We start from the raw sequence: 12946 nt of genomic DNA on the forward strand, positions 1-12946 counted from the left end.
GAATGACTGTACATTTTGAAGGATATTTAAACGGTGAAGGACTGCGGATCGGCATAGTTGTCGGACGTTTCAACGAATTTATCACGAGTAAATTGCTTGGGGGCGCAGAAGATGCTTTGAAGCGCCATGGCGTTGGAGCAGACGATGTCTCTATTGCCTGGGTGCCAGGTGCTTTTGAAATTCCCCTTGTTGCCAAAAAAATGGCGATGAGCGGAAACTATGATGCGATCATCACGTTAGGAACAGTCATCAGAGGCGCAACTCCACATTTCGACTTTGTCTGCAGCGAAGTCGCGAAAGGCGTATCAAGAGCCAGTGACCAAGCCAATATTCCGGTCATTTTCGGCGTCTTGACGACAGACTCGATTGAACAGGCTATCGAACGCGCAGGAACAAAATCCGGCAACAAAGGCTGGGAATCAGCAGCTGGAGCCATCGAAATGGCGAACCTTATGAAAAAATTATAATACATGGCTCCTGAGCTTTTGCTCAGGGGTTTTTTTGAGGTTAAAAAATGGGTTTTGGGGAATGGAATGTATAAGAGCATTGGGTCTGTCGAATCATGGATAGCCTGCCAATAGAGAAAAAAGCGAACTTATTTTTACGGATCTGTCGTATGCACCTGTATGGAATGATGTTTGGATTAGGGGGAGAATTATGGACAAGACAATCTATTTAATCAGGCACTGCCAAGCAACCGGGCAGGAACCGGATGCAGAATTGACTCTGACGGGACACAAGCAGGCACAGGAATTAGCGGAGTTTTTGCAGGGGCAGCAAGTGATTCATTTTATCTCCAGTCCTTTTACACGCGCTATCCAATCGATCGAACCGGCAGCCGACCAGCTGGATTTGCCGATTGAAATTGATGACCGCTTGGCAGAACGCGTTTTGAGTTCTGAAGATTTACCAGACTGGATGGAAAAGTTGGAGGAATCTTTTGGAGATGCAGATTTAAAACTTGCTGGAGGCGAATCGGGAAAAGAAGCAACTGCCCGCGCACTGGAAGTTTTAAATGAAATGAAGGACAGAACCGCAGCGGTGACTCATGGAAACTTACTCGGATTATTGCTGAAGCACATGGACTCAAGCTATGGATTTTCGGAGTGGAGAAAGCTGACGAATCCGGACGTCTATGAAGTAACTATAAAACAAGGGACTCCTTCTGTGACGCGTATTTGGAGCTGATTCCATAAAGGGGAATACAGATCTGCCGGTTTTGGAAGTGGGCGCGTGACTGTCCGTAAAGCTAGGGGAAAGAGCCGGCAGCTTTTAACGTGCTGCCGGCCTGCAGCGTCCGCCTTTGCTGCACCTAGTTTGATAGGCCAATTATTCAAGTGTATTTCCTTCATTTGGAATCGGCTTGTTTTTTAGCATGCCCGCTAGATGATAAGTATTGTAGGCAAGCCGCTGAATAGCTGATTTTGTGAATTCGTTGTCTCGGCCGGCATCCATATAGGAGTCACCAGGCCCTGCTTCTCCGACCCAGTAGGCATCCACATTCGGCGGGATGACAAAACCGATATGGGACAGGCCGTACAGAATGGAAGCGGCTGAGTGTTTGGCCCCATCTTCATTTCCAGTTACCACGGCACCGCCGACTTTATTATAGAAAATGGATTGTCCTTTGTCATTGGTGACGCTGCTGCTGCCGTACAGGCGTTCGATGGCTTGCGTGGCCAATGAACTTTTTTCTCCCAGCCAGATGGGTGTACCGATAATGACAATGTCTGCAGCCAGTACTTTATCAAGAATCTGCGGCCATTCATCTCTCTCGCCCATGTCTTCCTGGACGCCATAAGCTATGGCGTAATCAGCCAAACGAACAATTTCAGATTCGACACCCAATTGATTATAGTGGAATTGAACATCATTGATGAAGCCTTCTGTATGAGAAGGTTCTTTCGATTTTTTTAGTGAAGTGTTTAAAAATACTGCTTTTAATGTTTGCATAGTATCGCTCCTTTTGAGTAGTCAGTCTAACTCTCCTATTCCCTTTTGCAACTGATTTATGCAACCCCCAATTCGGGTGTTCGTCTGTAGAAAAGAGGTGTTTTAAATGAAAAAAAAAGAGGCGATCCCCTATGTACTGGTGTTTCTGCTGTTATTAATCAAAGTAGCTGCTTTCCGCATGCTTACCTTTGATGCAACATCAATTTTGCATATCGCATTGGTTGAATTTCCGATGTGGGCTTTCTTCCTGTCGGTTGTTTTGATTATGGCTAAAAAACAGGTATGGCGAGCGGTCTGGTTATTCAATTTGCTGATTTCTGTCGTCTTTTTTATAGTTACACTTTACATTCGCTATTATTCTACAATTCCTTCTTATTATGATTTGCAGCAACTGACGCAGACTGGTTCTGTCAGCAATACCATCACGATGCTGGCGACTCCTTGGGACTTCCTGTTTTTCCTGGACGCTGTTTTAGTGGTGTTCATTGCGCGCCGTTGGAGAAAGCCTGAAAAGTCAGCGGCCATGAAATATGTGGCTGTCGGCATGTCTGCAATTTGTGCGGTCACCATTGTTCATGCGCTTCAGAAACCAATTATTGACGTTTCCTATTTCGCAAAAGAAAATGGCTTCCTGCAATCTCAACTAGCCCAATTGTATAGCCGCTCGACTGAGACTGCTCACGCCTCTTCAAGCAAACTATCGGCAAAAGAACTGGAAGAACTTAAAGGCAATAAGTACGTGGAAGTCAACGAACACGAAGGTTTTGGAGTTGCCGAAGGCCGCCACTTGTTCGTTATTCAAGTGGAATCTCTGCAGAATTTTGTCATTGGGAAAAATTTGAATGGACAGGAAATCACTCCGAATCTTAATAATCTTTTGGATGAAAGTGCTTATTTTTCAAACGTCTTTCAGCAGGTAGGAGCGGGGACCACTTCTGATGCCGAATGGATGGTCAATACAGGTTTATATCCACAGGGAATGATTCCCACAGCCAATAGCCTGACCGGTAAAGAAGCACCTTCGTTGGCACGGACGTTGAAGAAGCAAGGCTATGGCTCTGCCACTTACCACGCTGATGACGTGACGTATTGGAACCGGGACGTCCTTTATCCGGTTCTTGGCTATGAAGAGATTTTCTCGATTGAGGAGATTCCGAATATCAAACAAGTTGGTTTTGGACCAGCCGATGAAGTGCTGTTTGATTTTGCAGCGAACGAACTGCCCCGTCAGCTCGAGGAATATGAACGCATCTACGCCAATATCGTCACAGTCACCAGCCATACACCATTTGAAATGCCGGAATCCATGCAGTATTTAGAGTTGCCTGCTGAATACGACGGCATGTACATTGGTAATTATCTGCAATCCATCCGCTATGCAGACGAACAGATCGGCTTGTTCATCCAGGAATTGAAAAAACAAGGGATTTATGATGAATCTTTGATTGCTATTTTCGGAGACCATTCGGGTATGCATGGCACCCTGGTTACCGAAGAAGACCAGCAATTACTGACTGGCTTTTTGGGGCATGACTATTCATTGAAAGATCAGTACACCATTCCACTGATTTTCACAGGCGGAAATCTTTTTGAAGAAACCGAACTGACGCGTCTGGGAGGCCAGACGGATATTATGCCAACTTTGCTGGCTTTGCTTGGAGTTGAGCATGATGAGCCGATGATGGGCCATAACCTGTTCCAGTACAAAAAGAATCTTTTGGGCATGCGCTATTATTTGCCGGGAGGCTCTTATGTCCAGTCGGAACAATTTTATAAAGCGCCGGGAGCGAAACTGCCGGAAGTCCTGTACGATTTGAAAACCATGGAAGAACGCGGGAAAAACAGTGAGGCCAAAAAGCATATTGATGATACAGAAACTTTGATGAATTACGCAGATAGTTTATTGAAAGGCTATATCAAGGAATAATTTCCTCAGTCAAGAGGAAGCCGTTATAATAGACAGTAAGCTAGGAATAAGGGGGAAAAGCTCTATGGTAAAAGAATTTGAAAAAGAAGTCATGCAGGCAATGGACAAGATGTTTGAAAACGAAATGAAAAAAGTCAATGATGCACTCGATCAGGAACTGTTGATTTCGTTGATCGGTGAAGTGAATGCCGGCAAGTCTTCTACCGTCAACAAAATCATCGGAGAAGATATTGCCAGCACCAATCCAATGCCGGGGGAAACGGTCAGTGTGGATCCCTATAATATCCGCGGCCTGGAAAACATCAAATTCATGGACACACCTGGATTAAATGATCCAAATGATGAAAACCCTAAAAAAACGCTGGAATTTGTCCAGAAATCTGATGTTGTGCTGTTTTTCCTGAATGCTGCAGGCACAGTATTTTCGGAAAGTGAAAAAGAGAAGTTTCAAGAAATTGAAAAACACAATAAAGATATCCTGATTGTCTTGAATAAAATCGATGCGGCAGAAAATATTCCGTCCATCGTCCAATTTGTCCAAGAGCACACAGGGCACAAATACAAAGTCATTCCAATTTCTTCAAAAACCGAAGAAAATTTGGAAACCCTAAAGAAGGAAATTCTTTTTTTGCTCGAAAAGAAGGGTAAGGACCTGCTCTTCGCCAAAAGTATGAAAGAAAAATCTTCTGCTGCCACACGCTGGATTATCGGTGCCGGCGTTTCAGCAGGTATCATCGGTGCTTCACCCATCCCAGGTTCGGATGTATTGCCGCTGACCACCCTGCAGGTTGCGTTGATCATTAAATTATCGAACCTCTATGACAAGCCCTTAACCAAAAAAGCAGCGAAAGACATGATTGTCATCACTGCGACACAAACAATCGGCCACACCATTTACCGCCAGGCGCTGAAGTTTATTCCCGGAGCAGGATCCATCATCGGTGGAACTGTAGCTTCGTCCATGACATTGGCACTTGGCTATGGCGTAAAGTATGCTTATGAAAATAATATCGCCATCGACTACGATATGATCGGCGACTTGTTCGAAAAGCTGAAAAAACGTGAGAAAAAAGCTTAAAAGCTGCTGAGCCGCCCTTCCCTGATGGAAGGGCGGTTTCAATTTGCTTGCGTCTTTCGGATTTGTCATTTACCTTTAGAAGAAAGATAGGCGGAGGTGCGGGATGAAGATATTGGTTGTGGAAGATAACCCTAGCGTCAGTTCCATGCTTGAATTGTTCTTCTCGAAAGAAGGCATCCAAGGTGATTTTGCAGCAGATGGGCTGGAAGGCTATCAGAAGTACAAAGATGGCAACTACGATTTGTTGATCTTGGACTGGATGCTTCCGGGAATGGACGGCATCGCACTATGCCGCAAAATCCGAGAAGAAGGAAATGCGGTCCCAATCATCATGCTGACAGCAAAAGACAGCGAGTCAGACCAGGTCATCGGATTTGAAATGGGGGCGGATGATTATGTGACAAAACCGTTCAGCCCATTAACCCTAATGGCACGCATCAAAGCGGTTACGAGGCGTACCCAAAAGGCGGAACCTGTATCGGACCTCATCCAAACCGCCCATTTCACCGTCAATAAGGAAACGCGGGATATTCTGAAGGATGGACAGGAAGTCGACAGCCTGACGCCCAAGGAATTCGATCTGCTGGTGTTCTTCCTGCAACACCCGAAGCAGGTGTTCAACCGGGAACAATTATTGGAGCAGGTATGGGGCTATCAGTTTTATGGTGATGAACGGACAGTAGACGTACACATCAAACGCCTGCGCAAGAAAATCAATGGCGGGGACAAGCTGTTCCATACGGTATGGGGAGTTGGCTATAAATTTGAAGAACACGCGAATTAAGTATTTCTATCAGCTGATTGCCAGCCATATGAGCATCCTGCTGATCGCTTTTTTGATTTTAAGTATTTTATTCGTCCGTTACGTGGATGATTTTGCCTATGGTGAGAAAGCCGAAGAACTCGAAAATTATGGGGAGCGGATTATTGCTGAATTGGAGCGGGCGCGTCCAGGGACCAATCTGCAGGCCTATGTTTCGATTCTTGAGGCGCAGAACATCAGCTTCATCGTCTTTGACCAGCAAAGCCGAATTTTGTATCCGGTGTCCGGTTCGTTTCCTCCAGTGGAACTGACGCGGGAAGAGTGGAATGTCATTGAGCAGGGAGAAACCCTTGTCGTCAACCGTGACGTGGAGCGATTCAATATTACGGTGACATTTGTGGCCATGCCATATTTTGAAAATGACCAATTGGCTGGCGGCGTATTGCTTGCCTCGCCAGTCAGCGGCGTCAGCGAAATGATTGCCGAGTTGAATAAAACTTTGATCACGACGGTTTTGATTGCTTTGGCGATTGCCCTCCTTCTCAGCCTATGGCTATCGAAATTGCATGTCAGCCGAATTCAACGGATGCGAAAAGCGACCTCCATGATCAGTGAAGGCCATTATGACGTCAATCTGCCCGAGTCGAATTTTGATGAGTTTGGGGACTTGGCACATGACTTTAACAAGATGGCCGCCAAACTCCAGCAATCAAACGTGGAAATCGACCGCCTTGAAAACCGCCGTCGCCAGTTTATGGCGGATGTCTCACATGAAATGCGGACCCCTTTGACGACGATTGCCGGTATCATTGAAGGGTTGCGAAACAACATGATCGAAGAAGACCAGAGAGAAAAAGGCATCCGCCTGGCGAGCGAGGAAACAAAACGGCTCATGCGCCTGGTCAATGAAAATTTGGATTATGAAAAAATCAGATCCAATCAAGTGGAGCTGACAAAAGAGGAAATCGAAGCAGATGAGCTTTTGGAAATCATTCAGGAACAGCTGTATCTGCAGGCAAAAGAGAAAGGCGATTCAATCGCCATCCATACCAATCCGGGCGATGTCATCTACGGGGATATGGACCGCTTGATTCAAATTCTGATGAATATCGTCAAGAATGCGATTCAGTTTACTGAAAACGGCCTTATTTCACTGACCACCCATTCGGAAGCCGATTACATGGTGATTACAGTGGAAGATGATGGAGCGGGGATTGATGTCGGAGAAATCGATTTGATCTGGCGCCGTTTTTATAAAGCGGATTTATCGCGTGGAAGCGGCCAATTTGGATTGGGCCTGTCGATCGTCAAGCAATTGGTGACGCTGCACGACGGAGAAATTCGTGTGGAAAGCGAAAAAGGGCAAGGGACGAAATTCATCATTCGCCTGCCGCATAAAAAATGACCTGGAAGAAACAATTCCAGGTTTTTTTATTTGTTAAAACTCTGGTCATAGTTTATTCATAACTGCTTGATAAGCTATGTATATCGACTTAGGGAAAGAGGGAATATACGTGAAAAAACTTTTATATATCGGAATCGGCGTACTAGCGGCAACAGCTATTTTTATGATGGTGGCATTTTCAGGAGACGAGACAGTAGCTTCAGTAGGGGATACAGAAATAACGAAAGAAGCATTGTATGACAAAATGGCGGCTTCCGCTGGAGCAGCGACACTTGATGCCATGATCTCCAACGAAGTCGTTAACCAGGAAGCGGACAAGGCCGACGTTAAGGTGACACAGGAAGAGCTTGATGCGGAAATGGCGGTTTATGAAGAAAGTTATGGCGGTGCGGAGGCACTTGAACAGGCACTGGCCACAAGCGGAATGTCGATAGACGATCTGAAAGAGGAAATGCAAACTTACTTGAAGGTTGAAAAAATCGTCGGTCCGGACATCAAGATAACAGATGAGCAAATCAGCACATACTTCGAAGAAAATAAAGAATCGTTTGAGCAGCCTTCGCAAGTGGAAGCGAGCCATATCCTAGTAGCCACGCAGGAAGAGGCGGATGAAGTTAAGGCTAAGCTGGATGATGGAGGCGACTTTGCCGAACTGGCAGCAGAATACTCGATAGATACTGCCAATGCTGAGAGCGGCGGAGCGCTCGGCGCATTTGGTGCAGGGGAAATGGCGCCGGAATTTGAAGAAGCCGCATTCAGTATGAAAGTTGACGAAACCAGTGATCCAGTAGAAACGGAATATGGGTTCCACATCATACAGGTAACTCAAAAAACCGCTGCAGTTGAAGCCAACTTGGAAGACAGCAAACAACAGATTAAGGAAACCTTATTTGATGAAGCATTAAATACAAAATATGCCGAATGGCTCGCTGAGAAAACCGAATCGTACGATATCGTCAATAAGTTGACAGAATAAAGGAGGAAATAAACATGGGTTATTATAATTCATCTGAACCGAAAAGAAATAAGAAAGGGTCCTTTGTTTCCAGTTTTACAGGGTTGATTGCAGGAGCCTTATTGGTTGGCGTCATTCTGCCTGGGATGACCGACGCAGAGCCCGGTAGCGCTGAAACGTCGACAACTGCCGAATCAGTCAGCGGTTTGCAGACAAACTCTACAGTTGTCACTTCAGATGTGACGGAAATCGTTGAAGAAACCACGGACACAGTCGTCGGGGTTTCCAATCTGCAGGTAGCCCAGCAAAACCCTTTTGCTTCGCAGACCAGTAAAGATGCGGAATCTCAGGAAGCGGGTGTAGGGTCAGGGGTCATCTATAAAAAAGATGGAGACACAGCCTATATTGTCACCAATAACCATGTAGTGGAAGGTGCAGAAGAAGTGATGGTCACCTTATCGGATGGAACAGAACTGGACGCCGAAGTACTGGGAACTGATATCTGGACGGATTTGGCTGTCTTGAAAGTTCCAGGGGGCAGCATTAAAACGGTAGCTGAATTCGGGGATTCTTCCGTGCTGCAAGCGGGCGAACCGGTTATTGCCATCGGTAATCCACTGGGACTTCAGTTTTCCGGATCGGTGACGACAGGTGTCATTTCAGGGACGGAGCGCTTGGTGCCGATTGACGTAAACCAGGACGGCACGGAAGACTGGCAGTCAGAAGTTCTTCAAACCGATGCAGCTATCAGCCCAGGGAATAGTGGAGGTGCATTGATCAATGCCGAAGGACAATTGATCGGCATCAATTCCATGAAAATCGCCCAGGATGCGGTAGAGGGAATCGGCCTTGCCATCCCGATCAATACAGCTATCCCGATTATTGCTGATTTGGAAACTGAAGGAGCAGTAGAGCGTCCCTCGATGGGTGTTGCAATCTTGGATTTAGCTGAAGTGCCAGCACAATACCGCAGTTCTCAATTGAACTTGCCGGCAGAAGTAGAAGGCGGCATCGTGGTTGAATCTGTGGTTGAAGGTTCAGGAGCGGCAGCTGCCGGAATGGAAGCCTACGACGTCATCGTTGAAATGGACGGAAAGGCAGTAACTTCCGTACTCGAGCTTCGCCAATACCTCTATAACGAAACCGAAGTCGGCGATACGCTGGAAGTGAAAGCCTACAGAAATGGAGAACTTCAAAGTTTCGAGTTGAAACTGACGGAGAGCATTTGATGGAGAAAAGCGGAAGTGCCTGTTCAGCTCTGACAGGCATAAGGCAGACCAGCAGTGTGGCGCTCTTTGCCACGCGGCTGGGTTGACTTATGACCCGAAGAGCTAGGCACTGCAGCTGGACAGAGAAAAGCGGAAGTGCCCGTGTAGATTCGACGGGCATAAGACAGACCAACGAAGCGGCGTACTTTGCCATTGCTGGAAAGGGTGAAGCGACTCGAGGGACTGGCTGTCGGAGTCTGGACAAAGAAAAGCGGAAGTGCCCAATAACTGAAGCTAGCCTAAGAGCGCGCCATCATGTCGCAACGGTTAGCTGACTCGCATCCTGCGGGTCTCCGCCTAGAGTAGAATGAAGCATGAATACTTTTTCAGCAAGCTGAAAAGGAGCCGTCCCATAAGTCCCTAAAATAAAGCCGCTGGAGAAAAATCATTGATTTTTCTCCAGCAGTTTTGCGTTGTATGCGGTTTTCCCTAGATGCCAGCGACTTTTCAGGAGATTACGGCAAGTTTTTTGAGTTTTTTTTGAAAAGAAGAATTGTTTTATTCCATTAATAGAGCTTGCAGTCCAAACGAATGAAATACAGTCCAAACTCGGCACAATACTGTCCGCAAGCTAAGATGCTTTTGGAATGAGGAGTGGCACTCATCGGCTGCACCATCCGATGCCGTCACATGATGTGGAAACACAATCGAACCGCATAAGAAAAAAGCTTCCCGATAAACGGGAAGCTTTTTTCTTTATGGAAATTCTGGAGCGGTTCAAAAACTGGAAACCTTAATCGAAAATGCCGAACCAATCAGTTCCAATTCCGAAGCCGACAATGATGAGAACGAGAATGACAAAGATGATGATGCCCAACTGCAGGGGTTTGTAACCTTTGGTTTTGGGTTCCTGTATTCCTGCCTTATCTTCAGGTGGACGGCGCTTCGCTTCTTCTTTGGTTTCTTTCATGTAATCGTCTTTATCGCTGTTGCTCATGTGAATACCTCCTTAGGCTTGCTGTTAATTGTCTTTACCCGGTAAGACAACGGTTCAATCCACGTACTTTTCTTCTGCCTTTAATTCACGCTGAGTTAACTTCTGTGCCAACTCACGGCCGAAAAGTTGTGAAGATTGCGGATCGCGGCCAGTAAGAACTTGTTTGCTGCCCCAGACAACGTAGGCATCCTGGTCTTTCTCTTCGTGATAATCGGCAATTTTTTTCAATTCATCCTCAAGGCTGAATGGCAGAAGAGCCACTACTTCTTCGGGCTCGTTCGCATTCGGATAGCCCGTGACTTTCAGGCCTTCCAAAATTCCGCGGCCTTCTTTGGTTTTTGTATAAATCAGCGGCGCCGGTCCGTGGCAGACAGCGGAGACGATGCCGCCCAGTTCATAGACAATGTTGATCACTGCATGCAAATCTTCATTTTTCGCCAAATCAAACATGGCCCCGTGTCCGCCGACAATCATGATGGCATCGTATTCACTGGCCTTAACGTCGACAATCGGCGTCGTTTTGTCCGCCATGCCCGATTCGTATTGTTTTTTATAGATGCCGTCCGGATCATAGTCCTTGCTTAAACTTAAGGGGTCGACCACTGGTTTTCCGCCATCAATAGAGGCCAGCCCCACAATATGCCCTTCTTTCTCGAGCTCTAATGCCGGTGCAAACAATTCTTCTGCCCACCAACCTGTCACGTAATTATTTTCTTCATCTGTGTAGCCGTTGGATAATACCGCTAATACTTTTGCCATCGTATCTTCCTCCTACTTTTAGAAAGTCCTTGTTTCTTCATTTACCCTGTAGAGCAATCCTGAAACGTCGCAACGGGTGAGTTCTTGGATTCGGTTTCAAAGTTATGCTAGGATTATTCTATGAAATGAAAGATGAGGTGGACCGCTTGAAAGAGTTAACCAAAGAAACCCAAGTGACCTTGCTTGAAGCCATGCTCGATGGCAGTAAAGTGGGTACTATTGTGACCGATCCGTCGCAGCACGACAATCCAATTATTTATACCAATCAAACCTTTATCGAAATGACAGGCTATACACAAGAAGAAGTGATTGGACGCAATTGCCGATTTTTGCAGGGATCGGAAACAGCAAAAGAAGATGTTCGGAAAATGAAGGAAGCCATTTCCAGTGAAAAAAAGGTCGTCTTGACTTTACAGAATTACCGCAAAGATGGTTCTCCATTTTGGAATCGTCTTGCCATCGAACCTGTTCGTATAGAGGGCAAGCTGTATTTTATCGGTACCCAGACAGACATCACACTTGAGCGTTCTCAGCAACAGGCAATCATGGCCAACGAAGACGAAATTGAAAAGCTGATGCTGCCTATTTTATCCGTACAGGAAAATGTGGCGACCGTAGCACTAGTTGGGACGATGAATCTGCAGCGCTTTGAAACCTTGAAAGTGAAAATTTGTGAGTATGTACAGGAGCATCGCATTGAACATGCCATCATCGATATCACCGGCTTGTCATGGAATGAAAAATCGCCTCTTTATTGGTTCACACAAATCTACGAAGCGTTGCGGATCATGGGAAGCAAGCTTTATGTAACAGGTATTTCCCCAGCCGCGGCCCAGCAATTCGCAAATGATTTGGATCGGGACAGCCGCTTGATCACTTTTTCCACCATTGAGAGAGCGCTGGATTTTATTGCACAAAACCGCAAGTGAAAACCATATCAGTTGACTATGTATTGGAATTAGAGGTAAGTTTTAACTGTTCTCAAATACAAATCAGGAAAGAGGTTGGAAAAATGTCAGCATTATTCACAACATCTGTCACAGCCACTGGTGGCCGTGAAGGAAGAGTCGTTTCCGAAGACAATGTATTGGATCTTCAATTGGTCTCGCCGAAAGAATTGGGCGGTCCTGGAGGAGAAGGCACGAATCCTGAACAATTATTTGCAGCAGGGTATTCAGCTTGTTTTGACGGAGCCTTGAACTTAATCATCAAAAGAGAAAAAGCGGATGTTTCCAGCACTTCCATCAAAGCGGATGTGCATTTCCTGAAAGATGAAGGCAATGATGGCTTTAAAATCGGCGTCACACTGAATGCCCATTTGGAAGGTGTCGACGAAGCGACAGCGAAAGACCTTGTAGAAAAAGCACATGCGTTCTGCCCGTATTCCAAAGCAACGAGAGGCAATGTCGAGGTAGAATTAAATATAGTATAGGAACTTTGTAAAGAAGCCGGAAAGCTAAAATCTTCCGGCTTTTTCTTATGCCCAAAAATCAAAATAGAAATTTGCAGCACTGCTAAAAAATACAGAATATGGTTTTAAAAAATCGGAGCGGGGTAGAAATATAATGCAGAGTCACACTGATATTAAAGGAGGATGGAGGGTATGGACAAAGAGCAGAAGAAGCAGCAGCGGACCTCAGAAAATACAGAACTTACAGATCCGAATTCAGTTGAAGAAAAGAAAAGTTTCAATGCAGGCGGAAATGACTCTGACTATGATGGCGGGCATCCGGAAGATGCTTTGAGTAAAAAGAAAAAAGAAAAGCAGCAGGAACAACAAGCCGGCGATTCTTATAACGCAGGCGGAAATGACTCTGATTACGATGGTGGACATCCGGAAGATGTTAAGCCTGGCAGTAAAGGGCGCATAGGTTCCGAAGACGAAAACTAAAATCAAACAG

14 protein-coding genes are annotated in these 12946 nt (G+C 45.9%); 11 read left to right on the forward strand and 3 right to left on the reverse strand.

The window, feature by feature from the left end:
- The first annotated feature begins 2 nt into the window (after nucleotides 1-2).
- Complete coding sequence (gene ribH, locus AC1MEO_RS15890; RefSeq protein ID WP_480332033.1) at nucleotides 3-467, forward strand: 6,7-dimethyl-8-ribityllumazine synthase; 465 nt, start codon at nucleotides 3-5, stop codon at nucleotides 465-467.
- 190 nt (nucleotides 468-657) lie between these two features.
- Nucleotides 658-1188 carry a histidine phosphatase family protein gene (locus AC1MEO_RS15895; RefSeq protein WP_480332035.1) on the forward strand — a complete coding sequence of 177 codons (531 nt, stop codon included), beginning with the start codon at nucleotides 658-660 and terminating at the stop codon, nucleotides 1186-1188.
- Between the two features lie 141 nt (nucleotides 1189-1329).
- On the opposite strand, the gene AC1MEO_RS15900 is transcribed toward AC1MEO_RS15895, so the two are convergent.
- Nucleotides 1330-1953 (reverse strand): flavodoxin family protein, encoded by a 624-nt coding sequence (locus AC1MEO_RS15900; protein ID WP_480332037.1) that lies wholly within the window; start codon nucleotides 1951-1953, stop codon nucleotides 1330-1332.
- 106 nt (nucleotides 1954-2059) lie between these two features.
- Here AC1MEO_RS15900 and AC1MEO_RS15905 point away from each other — a divergent pair, with 106 nt between their 5' ends.
- The 6 genes from AC1MEO_RS15905 to AC1MEO_RS15930 all read left to right on the forward strand — a co-directional run bounded on the left by AC1MEO_RS15905 (nucleotide 2060) and on the right by AC1MEO_RS15930 (nucleotide 9310).
- A complete protein-coding gene (locus tag AC1MEO_RS15905; RefSeq protein ID WP_480332039.1) occupies nucleotides 2060-3880 on the forward strand; it encodes an LTA synthase family protein in 1821 nt (606 codons plus the stop codon).
- A gap of 64 nt (nucleotides 3881-3944) precedes the next feature.
- Nucleotides 3945-4958: a YcjF family protein gene (locus AC1MEO_RS15910; protein WP_480332041.1), complete on the forward strand. Its 1014-nt coding sequence runs from the start codon at nucleotides 3945-3947 to the stop codon at nucleotides 4956-4958.
- A gap of 103 nt (nucleotides 4959-5061) precedes the next feature.
- On the forward strand, nucleotides 5062-5742 hold the full coding sequence (locus tag AC1MEO_RS15915; RefSeq protein WP_480332043.1) for a response regulator transcription factor: 681 nt from the start codon (nucleotides 5062-5064) through the stop codon (nucleotides 5740-5742).
- Nucleotides 5723-7126 (forward strand): ATP-binding protein, encoded by a 1404-nt coding sequence (locus AC1MEO_RS15920; protein WP_480332045.1) that lies wholly within the window; start codon nucleotides 5723-5725, stop codon nucleotides 7124-7126. The genes AC1MEO_RS15915 and AC1MEO_RS15920 overlap by 20 nt, the downstream gene beginning before the upstream one ends.
- A gap of 109 nt (nucleotides 7127-7235) precedes the next feature.
- Nucleotides 7236-8102 (forward strand): peptidylprolyl isomerase, encoded by an 867-nt coding sequence (locus AC1MEO_RS15925; RefSeq protein ID WP_480332047.1) that lies wholly within the window; start codon nucleotides 7236-7238, stop codon nucleotides 8100-8102.
- A 14-nt stretch (nucleotides 8103-8116) separates the two neighbouring features.
- Nucleotides 8117-9310 (forward strand): S1C family serine protease, encoded by a 1194-nt coding sequence (locus tag AC1MEO_RS15930; protein WP_480332049.1) that lies wholly within the window; start codon nucleotides 8117-8119, stop codon nucleotides 9308-9310.
- A gap of 772 nt (nucleotides 9311-10082) precedes the next feature.
- Here the strand turns inward: AC1MEO_RS15930 and AC1MEO_RS15935 are convergent.
- On the reverse strand, nucleotides 10083-10286 hold the full coding sequence (locus tag AC1MEO_RS15935) for a hypothetical protein (protein ID WP_480332051.1): 204 nt from the start codon (nucleotides 10284-10286) through the stop codon (nucleotides 10083-10085).
- 54 nt (nucleotides 10287-10340) lie between these two features.
- On the reverse strand, nucleotides 10341-11045 hold the full coding sequence (locus AC1MEO_RS15940) for a type 1 glutamine amidotransferase domain-containing protein (protein WP_480332053.1): 705 nt from the start codon (nucleotides 11043-11045) through the stop codon (nucleotides 10341-10343).
- 125 nt (nucleotides 11046-11170) lie between these two features.
- Between AC1MEO_RS15940 and ytvA the strand changes: the two genes are divergently transcribed.
- The 3 genes from ytvA (at nucleotide 11171) to AC1MEO_RS15955 (ending at nucleotide 12936) form a co-directional block, all read left to right on the forward strand.
- Nucleotides 11171-11974, forward strand: coding sequence for a YtvA family blue-light photoreceptor (ytvA, locus tag AC1MEO_RS15945; RefSeq protein WP_480332055.1), 804 nt, complete (start codon nucleotides 11171-11173; stop codon nucleotides 11972-11974).
- Nucleotides 11975-12057: 83 nt separating this feature from the next.
- Nucleotides 12058-12477 carry an organic hydroperoxide resistance protein gene (locus AC1MEO_RS15950; protein ID WP_480332057.1) on the forward strand — a complete coding sequence of 140 codons (420 nt, stop codon included), beginning with the start codon at nucleotides 12058-12060 and terminating at the stop codon, nucleotides 12475-12477.
- Between the two features lie 171 nt (nucleotides 12478-12648).
- The gene (locus AC1MEO_RS15955; protein WP_480332059.1) at nucleotides 12649-12936 is read left to right on the forward strand and encodes a hypothetical protein; all 288 of its coding nucleotides are present in this window, start codon (nucleotides 12649-12651) and stop codon (nucleotides 12934-12936) included.
- Nucleotides 12937-12946 lie beyond the last annotated feature (10 nt).

It is taken from the genome of Planococcus sp. BI3 (assembly GCF_056680115.1).

Excerpts from the sequence above, each read along its gene's own strand:
- ribH (WP_480332033.1), top strand. The coding sequence starts at position 3 with ATGACTGTACATTTTGAAGGATATTTAAACGGTGAAGGACTGCGGATC.
- AC1MEO_RS15895 (WP_480332035.1), top strand. The coding sequence starts at position 658 with ATGGACAAGACAATCTATTTAATCAGGCACTGCCAAGCAACCGGGCAG.
- AC1MEO_RS15900 (WP_480332037.1), bottom strand. The coding sequence starts at position 1,953 with ATGCAAACATTAAAAGCAGTATTTTTAAACACTTCACTAAAAAAATCG.
- AC1MEO_RS15905 (WP_480332039.1), top strand. The coding sequence starts at position 2,060 with ATGAAAAAAAAAGAGGCGATCCCCTATGTACTGGTGTTTCTGCTGTTA.
- AC1MEO_RS15910 (WP_480332041.1), top strand. The coding sequence starts at position 3,945 with ATGGTAAAAGAATTTGAAAAAGAAGTCATGCAGGCAATGGACAAGATG.
- AC1MEO_RS15915 (WP_480332043.1), top strand. The coding sequence starts at position 5,062 with ATGAAGATATTGGTTGTGGAAGATAACCCTAGCGTCAGTTCCATGCTT.
- AC1MEO_RS15930 (WP_480332049.1), top strand. The coding sequence starts at position 8,117 with ATGGGTTATTATAATTCATCTGAACCGAAAAGAAATAAGAAAGGGTCC.
- AC1MEO_RS15935 (WP_480332051.1), bottom strand. The coding sequence starts at position 10,286 with ATGAGCAACAGCGATAAAGACGATTACATGAAAGAAACCAAAGAAGAA.
- AC1MEO_RS15940 (WP_480332053.1), bottom strand. The coding sequence starts at position 11,045 with ATGGCAAAAGTATTAGCGGTATTATCCAACGGCTACACAGATGAAGAA.
- ytvA (WP_480332055.1), top strand. The coding sequence starts at position 11,171 with ATGAAAGATGAGGTGGACCGCTTGAAAGAGTTAACCAAAGAAACCCAA.
- AC1MEO_RS15950 (WP_480332057.1), top strand. The coding sequence starts at position 12,058 with ATGTCAGCATTATTCACAACATCTGTCACAGCCACTGGTGGCCGTGAA.
- AC1MEO_RS15955 (WP_480332059.1), top strand. The coding sequence starts at position 12,649 with ATGGACAAAGAGCAGAAGAAGCAGCAGCGGACCTCAGAAAATACAGAA.